The 15,687-nt window shown below is 39.3% G+C and carries 13 protein-coding genes and 1 tRNA gene; 6 read left to right on the top strand and 8 right to left on the bottom strand.

From position 1 onward, the window contains the following. The coding region (locus BLQ18_RS15225) for a cation efflux transmembrane domain-containing protein (protein ID WP_090298587.1) at window positions 1-579 on the bottom strand (579 nt) is incomplete at its 3' end. Between the two features lie 252 nt (window positions 580-831). Further along, window positions 832-1,161 carry a hypothetical protein gene (locus tag BLQ18_RS15220; protein ID WP_139150412.1) on the bottom strand — a complete coding sequence of 110 codons (330 nt, stop codon included), beginning with the start codon at window positions 1,159-1,161 and terminating at the stop codon, window positions 832-834. Between the two features lie 223 nt (window positions 1,162-1,384). On the opposite strand from BLQ18_RS15220, the gene BLQ18_RS15215 reads away from it, so the two are divergent. Genes BLQ18_RS15215 through BLQ18_RS15205 form a run of 3 tightly spaced genes read left to right on the top strand, consistent with a single transcriptional unit; the run spans window position 1,385 to window position 5,096 of the window. Next, a complete protein-coding gene (locus BLQ18_RS15215; protein WP_090298582.1) occupies window positions 1,385-3,247 on the top strand; it encodes a DUF3604 domain-containing protein in 1,863 nt (620 codons plus the stop codon). An 8-nt stretch (window positions 3,248-3,255) separates the two neighbouring features. Next, window positions 3,256-4,116: a peptidyl-prolyl cis-trans isomerase gene (locus tag BLQ18_RS15210; protein ID WP_090298578.1), complete on the top strand. Its 861-nt coding sequence runs from the start codon at window positions 3,256-3,258 to the stop codon at window positions 4,114-4,116. Then, a complete protein-coding gene (locus BLQ18_RS15205) occupies window positions 4,113-5,096 on the top strand; it encodes a HupE/UreJ family protein (RefSeq protein ID WP_090298576.1) in 984 nt (327 codons plus the stop codon). Before BLQ18_RS15210 ends, BLQ18_RS15205 begins: the two co-directional genes overlap by 4 nt. 28 nt (window positions 5,097-5,124) lie before the next feature. Here BLQ18_RS15205 and BLQ18_RS15200 read toward each other — a convergent pair whose 3' ends face one another. From BLQ18_RS15200 to BLQ18_RS15175, 6 genes are all read right to left on the bottom strand, one after another. Then, window positions 5,125-5,706 (bottom strand): recombinase family protein, encoded by a 582-nt coding sequence (locus tag BLQ18_RS15200; protein WP_090298575.1) that lies wholly within the window; start codon window positions 5,704-5,706, stop codon window positions 5,125-5,127. 317 nt (window positions 5,707-6,023) lie between these two features. Then, a tRNA-Arg gene (locus BLQ18_RS15195) sits at window positions 6,024-6,097 on the bottom strand. A 104-nt stretch (window positions 6,098-6,201) separates the two neighbouring features. Continuing rightward, complete coding sequence (locus tag BLQ18_RS15190) at window positions 6,202-7,077, bottom strand: sugar phosphate isomerase/epimerase family protein (protein ID WP_090298572.1); 876 nt, start codon at window positions 7,075-7,077, stop codon at window positions 6,202-6,204. A gap of 151 nt (window positions 7,078-7,228) precedes the next feature. Further along, entirely contained in the window at window positions 7,229-7,831 is a 603-nt protein-coding gene (locus BLQ18_RS15185) for a YceI family protein (RefSeq protein WP_139150411.1), read from the bottom strand. Window positions 7,832-7,911: 80 nt separating this feature from the next. Next, on the bottom strand, window positions 7,912-9,174 hold the full coding sequence (locus BLQ18_RS15180; RefSeq protein ID WP_090298566.1) for a hypothetical protein: 1,263 nt from the start codon (window positions 9,172-9,174) through the stop codon (window positions 7,912-7,914). A gap of 44 nt (window positions 9,175-9,218) precedes the next feature. Beyond that, the gene (locus tag BLQ18_RS15175) at window positions 9,219-9,818 is read right to left on the bottom strand and encodes a YceI family protein (RefSeq protein WP_090298565.1); all 600 of its coding nucleotides are present in this window, start codon (window positions 9,816-9,818) and stop codon (window positions 9,219-9,221) included. A gap of 344 nt (window positions 9,819-10,162) precedes the next feature. Between BLQ18_RS15175 and ppdK the strand changes: the two genes are divergently transcribed. From ppdK to BLQ18_RS15160, 3 genes are all read left to right on the top strand, one after another. Further along, window positions 10,163-12,889: a pyruvate, phosphate dikinase gene (ppdK, locus tag BLQ18_RS15170; protein ID WP_090298562.1), complete on the top strand. Its 2,727-nt coding sequence runs from the start codon at window positions 10,163-10,165 to the stop codon at window positions 12,887-12,889. Window positions 12,890-13,012: 123 nt separating this feature from the next. Further along, entirely contained in the window at window positions 13,013-13,894 is an 882-nt protein-coding gene (locus BLQ18_RS15165) for a cation diffusion facilitator family transporter (RefSeq protein ID WP_090298559.1), read from the top strand. Window positions 13,895-13,956: 62 nt separating this feature from the next. Beyond that, a complete protein-coding gene (locus BLQ18_RS15160) occupies window positions 13,957-15,687 on the top strand; it encodes an alpha/beta hydrolase-fold protein (protein WP_090298555.1) in 1,731 nt (576 codons plus the stop codon).

The following is a 15,687-nucleotide window of genomic DNA, read 5'->3' as shown; positions in this document are numbered from 1 at the left end:
ACAAATTCCATTTGCAATAAGTGCCAAAATTGAAATGACTATCATAGTTGAAAAATCGGGAAGTTGTTCTGCCCCAAAGAATCTTCTCAAAACTTCTATAAAACCAATTACAGCAAGAGTTATTTGAAAATACCCAGCAAGTTTGGCAATCTGTTTTTTTCTGGACATAGTTCCTCCAACAGCAATCAAACTTATTCCATAAACGAATGAATCAGCAAGCATATCCAAGCTGTCCGCAACCAACCCCATTGATTTTGAGATTATTCCTGTAGCCATTTCGATTACGAAAAAGGCGAAATTTATTCCCAGGACAGTCCAAAGTAGTTTTCTTTGGTTTGAATGCTCATTAAAGTCGATTTGGTCCGTTTGCTCAGTCGATATTTTCTGTCCACCTAAATTCAGTTCAAGAACTGATTTTTCTATTTGGTCAATTTGTCCTTTATGAAAAACGGTCAATTTTCTGTTGGGAATGTCAAAGTCCATATTTGCAATACTTGAAATTCCGTCCAGTTTCATACGGATCAGATTTTCCTCTGAGGGACAATCCATTTTAGTTATCTCAAATATTGTTTTTTCCATTACAATCGTTTATTTGAACTTTATTTGGAAAATACCATTGCAATCGTAAATAAAACACAAAAGACCCAGAAGAAGCCCTGAAACAAATTTTTAATTACCACGTGTTTACGTGATAACCAGTCACTATTAGGATTCATCTTAACCACTTTTGCAACCACTCTTTTCACTACATATTTATTCCAGGCCGATACCGAAATCCAAACCAAAATCACTAATAGGATTTTCCAATAAATGCTCATAGTTTATTTGAACTTATTGTTGGTTGATCATTTCTTGATTCATTAATTTAAATTGCTCATCCATTTTCCAGATATAAATTGGACAAGTGATAACATTAAATGTAATCAACAAGAAAGTCCATTCTGATTTTTGCCCCATTTTAATGTTTTTGTAGCGCCATAACCGATATATTAAATATGCCAGTTGACTTATGACTAAAACATTTACAATTGCTCCTTGATACTCATAGGATACAATATTGTTTGAAATCCAAACAATCGATTTAGGTTCAATGAAAGTCCACATGTATGCTAGTCCAATAATGGAAGGTATGCTTAAAAGTATTTTAAGTGGATTCTTCATCGTTTATTTGAACTTTGTGATAGTTATCTACTATTTATTCTCCTTACGGCAATACAACTTTAACTTCAGTTGACACATTAATTTCCTTCTTAAAACAGACAATATCACCTTTTATTACTATATTCATATCTAACCACCACAAACTATAAAAAACTAGATTGCTAACAAAGTAATTTATTTGCTGCTTGTTTGATTTCAATTTAAAAACACTAACAGTATTCCAATGAAAAATTCGATTATAGTATTGGTAATCCTATTCCTTTTTTCATGTAATTCAAAAAGCAAAGAGGATAAGGCAAATGAAGACGAAATTGTTTCCTCAAACGAACTGTACACCTATAAAGGGAAAAGCTACGAGGTGGCTGAAAACCCGCTTAAAGAGGCCTATTTTGGAGAACAGCACTTACATACCGCCGCATCTATGGATGCCTTTATAGCGGGAACCCGACTCACCCCTGATGATGCATATCGTTTTGCACAAGGCGAAGAAGTACTTGTAAATGGAAAACCACATACAATAAACAGGCCATTGGATTGGGCAGCCGTTACCGATCATGGGGAATTTTTGGGTGAAACTTATACCTTGATGAACGAAGGGACTCCTGGATACGATAGTGAAGCTGCAGTCTCAATGCGGGAAGCACAAGATTTACAAACGGCTTTGACAGTTTACAAAAAATATGTTCTAGATGCTTTGGCGGGTGGGAATGCCCACCCTGATTTCTGGCAAGGATATGATGCCGTTAAATCGCAATGGCAAAAAAATATAGAGGCAACCGAAAAGAACTATAAACCAGGAACATTCACCACCATTCATGCTTATGAATGGAGTTCTGCACCAAATACGGCGAATTTGCACCGAAACGTATTCTTTCGAGACACCAACTTGCCAGATATGCCCTTTTCTTCAAATGAAGGACCATCTCCACAAGAACTTTGGGATTGGATGATTGCACAAGAAAAAAATGGTGTCAAGGTATTTTGTAACCCCCATAACTCGAACGAAAGCAAGGGCATGCTGTTTCCAGAAGTTGCCATGAACGACAAGCCGATAGATAAATCATACGCTGAAACCCGTCAACATTTTGAAAGAAATCTTGAAATGATGCAAACCAAGGGAAATAGCGAAGTAGTTCCCGATTTTTGGCCCAACGATGAATTTGCAGACTTTGAAAATGCAGTATCCCTGCAGAAATACAATGGTCGTGTTTTTGAAAGACACAATTTTGTTCGCTACGGGCTTACAAGGGGAGTAAAATACTACGAAGAATTGGGGACCAATCCTTTTAAATATGGTTTTGTAGGCGGTACCGATAGCCACAATGCAGTGATGTCCAATGTGGAAGAGTGGAATTATGTTGGGCATCATGGAATGGCAGATGAAACTGCGGATGGACGATCTAAAAATGAGCAGGATGGCGAAATGTACAATAGAGATATGAACCCTGGTGGGTTAACAGGGGTTTGGGCCATTACAAATACCCGAGAAGCAATTTGGGATGGTATGCACAAGCGTGAATCCTTTGCCACCTCAGGTCCAAGGATAAAAGTTCGCTTCTTTGCGGGGAAAGGATACAAATCTTCTTACGGTTCTTACGAAGAAATGGTACAGGATGGCTATGATAAGGGTGTGCCCATGGGACAAAATTATGTTGGGCAAGAATCACCTGATTTTATGGTTTGGGCCATAAAAGACCCAATCGCTCCGAATTTGGGCCGTGTTCAAATAATAAAGGGATGGGTCGAAAATGGTGAAATGAAAGACACCATTTATAATGTGGCCGCTTCTGATGGCCGATTGCAAGCGGATGGTTCTGTACCTCCCATTGACGCACCAGTCGATTTAAAAACAGGTGATTTCAATAAAGAAAAAGGTGATCCAGAATTAATGGCCATCTGGAAAGATCCGAATTTTGACCCGAACCAAAATGCATATTATTACGTTCGTGTGATTCAGCTTCCCACTGCACGCTATAGCTTATGGGACGAAATAAGAAATCCTGATGTACATTATCCAGAGGACACAAAAAGAGTTATACAAGAACGTGCTTGGGCTTCACCTATCTGGATTGAACCTTCAAAATAGACATATTTATGAAGAATTTTTGGAAAGAACCCTTGTTGCATTTTTTGCTCATAGGGCTCTTGATTTTTGGTTACTATTCCTATGTAAATAAAGATATTGCACCAGAAAATGCCATTGTAATTGACGATTCTGAATACGATTACTTGCTAGGTTTATGGAAAAAACAATGGCAACGTGAACCCAATAATGATGATATAAAAGCTTTTATTGACCAATACCTGCGTCAAGAGGTGTTTTATAAAGAAGCATTGGCCATGAACTTGGACCATAACGATATAATTGTTAAACGACGCCTTTCACAAAAAATGGAGGCAGTTTCCAATGATTTAAATGCAATGATCAAAGCACCCTCTGATGAGGATCTACTTTTGTTCTATCAGCAAAATGAAGATTTGTTTCAGCTTCCACCAACCTACACATTTCAACAAGTACTATTTTTAGAGGACGAACCAGATTTGGAGCAAGAACTAAAAGCCCATAAGTTATCACTAACCCAAACTATGGAAATTCCAATGAAAAGAAAAAGGAAACTTTCCCTTTCAAATTCATGGAATGGCGCAACCGCTCTGGACATTAACAAGTCATTTGGCAAAGATTTCACCTTGGCCTTGGATTCCTTACCTCTTGACCAATGGATTGGGCCCATAGAATCTGGGTATGGACAACATTTGGTTTTTATTTCTGATAAAATCCAATCCAAGACTGCGGATTTCAAGGAAATAAAGCCTTATGTCGAAAAAGAATATGAATACCAAACCGAACTTGAAACGCAAGAACAGATGTACAGGGATTTGTTGGATAAATATCAAGTGAAAATCATTTCGGAAAAAATACCTGAAGCTATCAAAAACAGCTATAGCAAATCATGAACAAGGTATTAAGGGCCCTACTTTTTTTAATTCTCGCATTGCCATTCAATACTTTGGCTCATGAGGTACGCCCAGCTTATTTGCAGATAAACGAAGTATCTTCCAACACCTACAATGTACTATGGAAGGTTCCAAGAACTGCGGACAAGGTATTGGACATTCAACCCTTGTTCAACAATAGCTTCACTTTAAATGAAACCATTGCACCACGAATTCTGGAGGCCTTTGTACTGTACACCTATCAACTAAAAGGCCCTATAAGCTTATCCAACACCACTTTAACCATCAACAATCTCAACAAAACAGGAGTCGATGTTTTGGTTGACATCCGATTGCTGAATGGTGAACACCACAGTTTTTTACTACAACCCTCCAAAAATATCATTGTGGTTCCTGAAAAACCAAACAAATGGATGGTAGCAAAGACCTATATCGTATTGGGAATCGAACATATCCTTTTGGGTTTTGACCATTTGTTATTTGTACTTGCGCTTCTATTGATTACAAAAGGATTCAAAAAACTATTGAAGACGATTACCGCTTTCACCCTTGCACACAGTATTACTCTTAGTTTTTCAGTATTGGGCATAGCCAGTTTACCAGGCCCACCAGTAGAGGCAGTTATCGCCTTGAGTATTGTATTCTTAGCGATGGAAATTTTAAAGATTCAAAAAGGTGTACCCTCGTTAACAAGTCAAAAACCTTGGTTGGTTGCCTTCAGTTTTGGATTGCTTCATGGATTTGGATTTGCTGGTGCCTTGCAAGAGATTGGTCTTCCACAACAGGAAATTCCTTTGGCCTTGGCAACTTTTAATTTAGGTGTGGAACTGGGACAAATTTTATTTGTGATTTTGGTATTTACATTATTAAAACTGCCGAAATCGTTTATGCCCAAACATGTTTGGATGCAAAAAATAATACCTTATGCTATTGGATCTGTAGCATCCTTTTGGTTGATAGAACGGATTATTGGGTTTTAATTAGTTTTTTATATGGTCTCAACTTTCCCTAAAGCCCTCTAAGCCGTAAATACTTGTAATAGGTGGCTCTCGAAATGTTCATCCGTTCACATATTTCAGTTACGGTCAACACCCCATCATTGAAATACTCCTCACAAAGTACAGCTTTTTGTTGATTTTTCTTACTTAATCCCTTTGGGGCTCCCAAGATCTTTCCTCTTCGCCTTGCAGATTCCAACCCTGCCTTGGTCCGTTCAATTATGATGTCCCTTTCCAATTGTGCCAAGGCAGCAAATATGTTAATGATAAATTCCGAATGGGAAGACTTCTCGGTTGTATCTATGAAAGGTTCAGTAATGCTCCTAAAACGTACGCCCTTTTCCTTCAATTTGGTCATTAGATTGGTAAAATGGATCAAGCTCCTTGCCAACCGATCAAGTTTCCAGACCACAATGGTGTCTCCGTCCCTCACATATTTTAAAAGTTTGCTCAAGCTCTTCCGCACTTCCTTGGTGCTCGATACTTTGTCCGTGTAAATGTTCTTTTGTGGGATTCCTTCTTTGAGGAGTGCATCCAATTGAAGGTCCAAACTTTGTTCCATAGTACTCACCCGTGCATATCCAAAAACCATAACCTGAAAGTTTAAATAAACGTCAGAATGTAAACTAATTATTTAGTACGGGGAAATGAACTTTAACAAACCAATAGACTCGTTTTACATTGAAAGTTCAATAAAACGGTAACCTTTTTACCCCCCCCCCTCTTAAAATTTGTCTTGAGCTGTAATGTAACTGGTGAAATACGTTAAATAAAAAAAGCCCCTTTTTTAAGGGGCTTTTTTTGTGATCGCGGAAGGATTTAATATCATTTGCTTTACATGCTGAAAATACTCCAAACAAAAAAACGCTTAAGCAAGCTTAGCGTTTTTTTGTTTGGAGTATTTATTTGTGATCGCGGAAGGATTCGAACCTTCGACCGTCTGCTTAGAAGGCAGATGCTCTATCCAGCTGAGCTACGCGACCCCGACTTTGCGGGTGCAAAGATACTAATGTATGTGATTGTAAAAAATATTTTTTTGAATTCTTGCCACTTTTATTACAACTGGCTCAAATTCAATGCTGAAATTTTATTTAAATCCTATCTCTTCCAAGCCTTTGTGGCTGATTTTGATTACATCCAATGGTTTTTGGTCCCAAGTCATGTCTTGTTCCACAAAATACTTTACCATTCCAGAAGCATCTTTTTTGGCCAAAATGGACTTAAAATCAATAGTTCCCTCACCTACTGGAGCAAACTTACCTTCTTCATCCATATCCTTAACATGCCATAACTTAAATCTACCTGGGTATTTTTCAAAATAAGCAGTTGGACTGGCCCCTGCTCTGGTCACCCAATATAAATCCATTTGGAAGTTCACATATTTTGGATCGGTGTTATCCAATAAATATTCAATTGGCACTACTCCATCTTCATTTTTCTTGTATTCAAAATCGTGGTTATGGTACAATAATTTCAAACCTGCAGCCTCACATTTCTTTCCAATCGTAGTCAAGATATTGGCAAATTCTTCCATAGTACCTTTCATACCCATAGATCTGGTTTCACGATCAAAAGTGAACATACCCATTGGTGGTACAGGAATCGTAAAATACTCAAAACCTGCCGCTTTGGTATCGGCAATCAATTGATCCGCATTGTCCAAAGTTACCATACCCATATGTGTACTAACTGGCTTTAATCCTTGACTTTCCAAATACGCCTTAAAGTCTGCTGGTGCCATACCATAAAACTGACCATCTTCGTATCCTGCTGCCTCCACATATGCATAACCAGCCTCTGCAACTTTGGTTAAAGTAGCTTTGGCATCCGTTCCCATATCATCCCTAACAGTATAAAGAGCTAGTCCTCCAAAATGGTCTTGAGCACTAAGGTTGATGGAAAATAAAGCTATAAATAAGGTAAAAAATATAGCTTTCACATTTTTAAATGAATATTGTTTCATTGTGTTTGTTTGTAATTAATCTTTATTTTAAAGTGCCTCACAAGATACTGCTTTATTGTCAATAATTGAATCAATAAAGGTCATCAAACAAAAAATCCGTTGGATGTTCGCATCACAACGGATTTTATATTTATAAAATTTAAATGTTGTTTTAAACCTCGTTCATTTTAATGGCCAGGCGAACTACAATTTCATCATCAACTTTAATCATGCCCAACATTTTTTTGGGAGCTTCAAGATTAAAATCACTCAGTTTTAGCTCCAAATCGCCATTCACTGTTATTTTGTTGTCTACACTACAGTTTAAAACTGCATTGTATCTACGGGCAACCCCAGCAATTTTTATTTCCATCCCTACCCCAACTTGTGAAGTTTCTTCTTGTGGAGGGTCAACATAGAGGAGTTTCATTTCTACTTGAGGGTATGCCTCTGTTCGTAGCAACTCCTTAAAATCTTTGTTTATGGCCCTTCCGCCACAATCAAAACAATCGTTGGCCAACTGTAAGCTGGCATTGTTAAACAGAATATGTTCCTTTTTATCATCGTACACCAACCGAATGGGCAATTCCATCTCCTCAAGATTGTACTTACAGGTAAACTGGTTCACGTTGGTAGTTCCAGAAATTACCACTTCGCTATCTCCCGCCACCCTAACCTTGGTGCGCCTTTCTGGGTCTGAAACACCATAGGACATCAACATAAATATACCGATGACACCTATTAATCTAGTGATATGTGGAATTGTGGTTAGCATGAATTTAAAGATAACTTTTTTACGTTTTAAAACCTAGGGCTTTAGGCCCTAGGTTTCGTTATTTAACCCTATTGTGTTGGTTAGAAGCTGATGATAGCTTCCAATAAAACCCCATTAAATTTACCTTCGTTAAAGATACTTGTGGTATCATATCCATCATGGGATTGATTCACGTATTCTATTTTTGTCAAAATGTTTTTGGTCAAGAATACACCACCTCCCAATTGGAATCTGTCAATAGTAACTTCAGAACCAGATGGATCATCAGATTTTACAGTGTTGTAACGAGTTCCTAAGTAGAAGTTTTCATTTCCACCAAATCTGTAGATCAACTCACCTGCCAACTGAGTGGCATTTCTTGTATCAGTCTCTGCATCGGTTTTACCAGAAGCCAATTCAACGGTACCAAAGAACTCCAATCCTTTATATTTTACAAAAGGGTTGAACATGAAGGCTGTTAGCTCATTGTTGAATCCAGGATTATATCTACCGGAACGGAAATTCCCTGAAGTAGATGCATCTGCTGGTTCCAAAACCAAGTAATATCTAGATCCAGAACGGTCAGCTGCATAAAGGTAAGTTCTTGCAGATTTACTGGTGCTGTACATAGATCCAGTAAGTCTAAGTCTTAAGTCATCACTAACTTGACCATCGTAACCCAATTTTGCCATAATAGAAGCTCCAGTTGTACCAGGGTTGTTTACTGCTTGATTCAATTTACCATTGGTAAGACCAAACATTGCAATGAAGCCATTCTTTCTGAAATACACCTCACCACCAACTTCGGTAGTAAACGCATCCATAATCAAGTTACCAACAAATGGGTTGTGCATGGCTTGCGCGTTGTCTGTTCTTCTAAAGTGGGCATCACCATAGTTGTTTTCCATGTGACCTACTTTAATGGTCAAATATTTCATCGCTTCTTCCAAGAATCCAGGGCTGATGAAATCCAAGTTGTCCACTTGAAAATAACCACCTTTTACATAAGGTTCTGGGTGGTGACGTGAAGAAAGATAAGTTCTTAAGTGCATACGAACACCTTTTGCCAAGGCAACATCCAAATCTAAGTTAGCAGTAGCCAAGTTAAAGTTGTCACCAATTTCGATCAACTCTACAGCACCAGAGTTTTCATGATCTACTGCTTGAAATTGCAAGGTAGAAGAACCACCTACTCTTACTTTAACACCATCAAAAGTTGAAACGGTATCTTTTGGTGCTTCAAAAACATTTACACCATTTTTGTCGGGTTCGCGATAATTATCCAGTTTACGGGTTTGGGAATATCCCACCAGGCCAGCAAAGAAAACAAGCGCCATTACTCCGTATTTCACAGTATTTCTCATTGTTATTGAATTTTAGTTGAGTTATATTTATTAATTGATTGTTCTTATTTCCAAATAGTAGTGTAGTGAATCTCAATTTCATCACCAGTTTTGATGGTGCCCATCAAGGCTTTTGGAGGTTCAATACCAAAAGAGGTCATTTTCATTCCATACTTTCCATCAAGGGTAACTTTACTTCCGTTAACGGTTAAGTTAAAAGGAAGGTCTACCTTATTGGTATGCCCCGCAATGGTCAAGTTGCCAGTAGCGATTACCTTATAAGTATTGGCAGAAGAAGCCTTTGAGATACTTTTTACGGAGGTCATTTGATAAACTATTTCTTTATGTTTATCAGAATCCAACGCTTTATAGGTGTTTTTGTCCATCCCACTTTTACCACTTTTTAAGCTTTCAGATTCAACAGCAAATTTTAAAGTGGTGATTTTTGGAAGCTCTCCGCTAACATCAAGCCCAATGGAACCAGATTTTTTTTCAGCGATTTCTTCCCAATCATGAAGGGTGGAAGTTCCTGTTACCATAACTTCTCCTTCACTGCCGCTTAGCTTATAGGTTTGTGATGAAAGTGCAAATGGTATCAGAAGAAATGTCATCCAGAAAATTGTTCTCCAAATGAACATTGGTCGAGGTTGTGTGTGATTGTGCATAATTCTAAAATTTTGATAGGTCAAAGTTCTTTCAGCGAATTTTATCAAAAGATGATAAATGTCATGATCTATGTATTTATTTGATTATTAGATACTTAAAATTATAAAAAAATAATTTTTGTCAGAATTTTATGATTTGTAAATGTTCCCACTTAAGAATTTTATAAAAAGGGATGTCAATTTTTCATCATCTGAGACCATACTTTCCCAAGTTTCATTCACAAAACCGTTAACACTTTGGAACTGAGATTTCCACCTGACTTTTATCATGTTTTGAGCTGGGCATACCCACTAATTTTACATAGAAATTTTAGCACAAGTCAATTTCTTTAATCAATATAAAGATGGAAACACTCACAGAAAATCAGTTAAGCGTGTATTCCTTCGGCAACAAAAAAGCTGATGGAAGTCGCGAAATGAAAAACTTACTTGGAGGTAAGGGCGCCAACTTGGCCGAGATGAGCCGAATTGGTATTCCAGTGCCGCCAGGATTTACCATAACTACAGAAGTATGTACCCAATACAATAATGAAGGTAAGGATGTGGTCATTAAAAAAATTGAACCTGAAGTACGCGAAGCGATCAACCGCATCGAAAAAACCATGGGTTCCATTTTTGGAGATGACGAAAACCCGCTCCTTATTTCAGTGCGTTCAGGTGCAAGGGTATCCATGCCCGGTATGATGGACACCGTATTAAATTTGGGATTGAATGACGAATCCGTAAAAGGAGTTATTAAAATGACAGGCAACGAACGTTTTGCTTGGGACTCTTACCGTCGTTTTATCCAAATGTACAGTAGTGTGGTTATGGGTCTAAAACCAGAATCTAAAGACGATTTAGATCCTTTTGAAGAAATCATAGACCATTTGAAAGATAAACGAAGAATTGAGCACGATACCCAATTCACCGTTCAAGATCTTCAAGATTTGGTGTACGACTTTAAGGACATCGTTGAAAAAAGAACAGGACAACCTTTCCCTACCAATCCTTGGGACCAACTTTGGGGAGCAATAATGGCTGTTTTTGATAGCTGGAACGGTGATCGTGCCATTTACTACAGAAAAATGCACGGCTATCCAGAAGATTGGGGAACCGCGGTTAACGTTCAGGCCATGGTGTTCGGTAATATGGGAGAAGATTCTGGAACAGGAGTTTGCTTTACAAGGGATGCAGGTACTGGAGAAAACAAATTCAACGGGGAATACTTGATCAATGCCCAAGGTGAAGATGTGGTGGCCGGTGTACGCACCCCACAACAAATTACTTTATTGGGGTCTCAACGTTGGGCAGAATTAGCTCAAATTGATGAAGAAGAACGTAAAGAATCCTATCCTTCCTTAGAAGAATTGATGCCTGACATTTACAAGGAACTGTTTGAATACCAAAATAAATTGGAGACCCATTATCACGATATGCAAGATATGGAGTTCACCATTCAACAAGGTAAACTATGGATCTTACAAACACGTAATGGTAAACGAACTGGTGCTGCCATGGTGAAAATTGCCATGGATCTGCTCAAAGAAGGATCAATAGATGAAAAAATGGCCCTAATGCGCATAGAGCCGATCAAGCTAGACGAACTATTGCACCCGATCTTTGATCCAAAAGCTTTGAAAGAAGCCGAAGTTATTGCACAAGGGTTACCAGCATCCCCAGGTGCTGCCACAGGTCAAATTGTGTTCTTTGCCGATGAGGCCGTGAAATACAAAAACAGCATCTTGGTACGTATAGAAACCTCTCCAGAAGATGTGGAAGGGATGAATATTGCCAAAGGTATTGTAACCGCAAGAGGTGGTATGACCTCCCACGCTGCGGTAGTAGCAAGAGGTATCGGTAAATGCTGCGTTTCAGGTGCAGGTGCATTAAAAATCAACTACAAGGAAAGAATCCTAAGAGTCGATGGACATGAATACCATGAAGGCGATTGGATTTCCATCAACGGTTCAACAGGTAACATTTTGGAAGGCAAAGTAGCCACCAAAGAACCTGAATTAAGTGGAGAGTTCGCCGAATTGATGAACTTGGCCGATACGTATGCTAGATTGGATGTTCGTACCAATGCAGATACTCCAAAAGATGCTGAAGTTGCAAGAAGCTTTGGAGCCAAAGGTATAGGACTTACCCGTACCGAGCATATGTTCTTTGAAGTAGATCGTATAAAAGCCATGCGTGAAATGATCCTGGCCGATACCGTTAAAGGACGTAAACAAGCTCTTAAGGAACTACTACCCATGCAACGTGGCGATTTTGAAGGCATCTTTAGAGCTATGAACGGACTTCCTGTTACCGTGAGATTATTGGATCCACCATTGCACGAGTTCGTACCCCATCAATTGGCTACCCAAAAAGAATTGGCAGATGACTTACATATTTCCTTGTCTTCTGTGAAAAACAAAGTAGCAGAATTGGAAGAGTTCAACCCAATGTTGGGTCACCGTGGTTGCCGTTTAGGAAATACCTATCCCGAAATCACCGAAATGCAAACGCAAGCCATTTTGGAAGCTGCATTGAACTTGAAAAAAGAAGGCATCATTACCAAACCTGAGATTATGGTACCCTTGGTAGGAACCGTCGAAGAATTCAAACAACAAAAAGAAATCATCGACAATACCGCCGAACAGTTGTTCAAAAAACGTAAAGATTCGGTGGAGTATTCCGTAGGTACCATGATAGAAACTCCAAGAGCAACCTTGGTTGCTGGTGAGATTGCCAAAATTGCAGACTTCTTCAGTTTCGGTACAAACGACCTAACCCAAATGACCTTTGGTTACTCTAGGGACGATTCTGGTAAGTTTTTACCAATCTATATTGAAAAAGGTATCCTAAAAGCGGACCCATTCGAAGTTTTGGACCAAGAAGGTGTTGGCCAATTGGTAAAATTGGGTACCGATAGTGGACGCGCTACCAAACCTGGACTTAAAGTAGGAATCTGTGGAGAACACGGTGGAGAACCAAGTTCCGTAGGATTCTGCCATAAAACAGGAATGGACTATGTTAGCTGCTCCCCATATAGAGTGCCGATTGCAAGAGTAGCCGCTGCCCAAGCCGTGGTAGCCGAAAGTTAATTGCTAACGTAATTGTTTTGTTTTTTTCAATCCCCGGTAGTTACAGCCTTTAACTACCGGGGATATTTTTATCCTAGTTTTCATTTGTAATCCCGATCTTCGTAAAACCTATTCCAGGCAACTATGAGCAACGAAAAAACCGCAATACGAACCACTTATTTTAGTCTTTTGGGCAATATTGCACTGGCTTTGATAAAAGGATTGGCAGGTTTTTTTGGCAACTCCTACGCCCTAATTGCCGATGCCATTGAGTCTACCACAGATATATTTTCCTCATTTTTGGTGCTTTTAGGCTTTAAATATGCCGAGAAACCGCCAGATGACAACCATCCCTACGGCCACGGCAAAATAGAGCCGTTGATTACTTTTATTGTAGTAGCCTTTTTGGTCACTTCGGCCACCATAATTGCCTACGAAAGCATTCAACACATTCAAACACCCCATAAAGTTCCCGAATCTTGGACGCTTTTTGTTTTGGGCGGTATTATCCTTTGGAAAGAAATCTCCTTTCAAATCGTGATCAGAAAAAGTAAACAAACCAACAGTTCCAGCTTACGAGCGGATGCTTGGCACCATAGAAGCGACGCGATTACGTCTGTGATGGCTTTTATCGGAATTTCAATCGCCTTGATTTTTGGTGATGGATACGAAACTGCAGATGATTGGGCCGCCCTATTGGCTTCTGCATTTATCCTTTACAACAGCTTTTTGATTTTCCGTCCCGCATTGGGTGAAATTATGGACGAGCACCAATATGATGACCTTATTGACGAAATCCGAATAAAATCCTTAGAAGTTGAAGGAGTTTTGGGTACCGAAAAATGTTTTATCAGAAAATCAGGCATGCAATTCCATGTTGATCTTCATGCCATTGTTGATGGGAATAATTCGGTGGAAAAAGGACACTGGATTGCCCATGAACTAAAAGATCATTTACGGAAAGAAATCCCGAACTTGGGACATGTACTCATCCACATTGAGCCCAACGAATACACTTACAATTAATAAGTTACCACTTGGTTTATGGGGTAAAATGAAGTATCTTTTTCATCTAAAACCTAACCAACATGACCAAGTACCTTCTCCTTTTTCTAAGTTGTTCCCTTTTTTTGATTTCCTGTCAACCAAAAAGTAATTCAACCTATAGCATCAACGTAAGTTTTGATGAATCTGTTAGTGCCGAAAATATTGATGGCCGTTTACTACTGATGCTTTCCACAGATGATAGCAAAGAACCCCGATTTCAAATCAATGATGGACTAAGCTCCCAACTTATTTTTGGAATGAATGTGGACGAAATGGCTCCAGGATCACCCATAACTTTTGATGAAACTGTTTTTGGCTATCCCTACCCTAGTCTTTCAGACATTCCGCCTGGAGAATACAACGTGCAAGCACTCTTGCATGTGTACGAAAACTTTAACCTGAGCACGGGACATACTGTAAAATTGCCCATGGATAATGGCGAAGGACAGCAATGGAATAGATCCCCTGGTAACTTGTATAGCCAGCCTTTTAAAATTACGGTAGGTGAAAACGGAGTGGAAAATGTTTCCCTAGTTATGAACCAAGAAATCCCGCCTATTGAAGAACCAGAAGACTCGGAATGGATCAAGCACATTAAATTAAAATCGGAAAAACTCTCCGAATTTTATGGACGCGATATGTATTTGGGCGCCCATATTTTATTGCCCAAAGGGTTTGAAGAACATCCCGAAGCCAAATATCCCTTAATGGTTTTTCAAGGTCATTTTCCAAGTGATTTTGGCGGATTTAGAACCACGCCACCAGACCCGAACCTAGAACCGACTTATTCCGCACGTTTTGACTTGGATGGCTACAACATCATTCAACAACAAGAAGCTTACGATTTTTACAAACGTTGGAACGAACCCGATTTTCCTCGCTTCCTTATTATAGAAATTCAACACCCCACACCTTATTACGACGATTCCTATGCTGTGAATTCAGCCAGTCAAGGACCATGGGGCGATGCTATTACCTACGAACTTATTCCCCATATCGAAAAAGAATTTCGGGGTATGGGCGAAGGTTGGTCTAGATTCCTCTACGGTGGTTCCACTGGTGGTTGGGAAGCTTTGGCAGTCCAAGTAAAATATCCAGATGAGTACAATGGCTGCTTTGCAGCCTGCCCAGATCCCATTGATTTTAGGGCCTACTGTCTTACCAATATTTATGAGGATGATAATGCTTATTACTACGATTCAGAACATAAAAAATTGGAGGTTCCCTCCCACAGAAACTATTTGGGACAAATTCAGTCCACTTTGCGACAGGGCAACCATTTGGAGTTGGTGCTGGGCGATAAATCAAGATCGGGTCAGCAATGGGATATTTGGGAGGCTACGTATTCCCCTCAAGGCGAGGATGGATACCCTGTTCGACTTTGGGATAAAATGACAGGGGATATTGACCATGAAGTGGCCGAATACTGGAAAGAAAACTACGACCTCAAGCATATCATGGAACGGGATTGGGACAAATTAGGACCCAAACTCCAAGGTAAAATTCACATCTATTGCGGGGATATGGACAATTATTATTTGAACAATGCCGTGTATTTAATGGAGGATTTTTTGGAGAGTACCACCGAACCGTATTACGACGGGGAAGTATTGTATGGCGACCGTGCAGAACATTGTTGGAACGGCGACCCAGATCAACCCAATGCCATCAGCAGGTTAAGGTACAACTCCATGTATGTGCCCAAAATCATGAAACGAATTGCCGAAAGTGCCCCTCAAGGTGCTGATTTGACCAGTTGGAGATATCAATAA

The organism is Flagellimonas zhangzhouensis, from assembly GCF_900102925.1.
GTDB classification, from domain to species: Bacteria; Bacteroidota; Bacteroidia; order Flavobacteriales; family Flavobacteriaceae; genus Flagellimonas; species Flagellimonas zhangzhouensis.
Note: the sequence above shows the minus strand (reverse complement) of the source record. Positions and strands in the feature narration are given on the sequence as shown.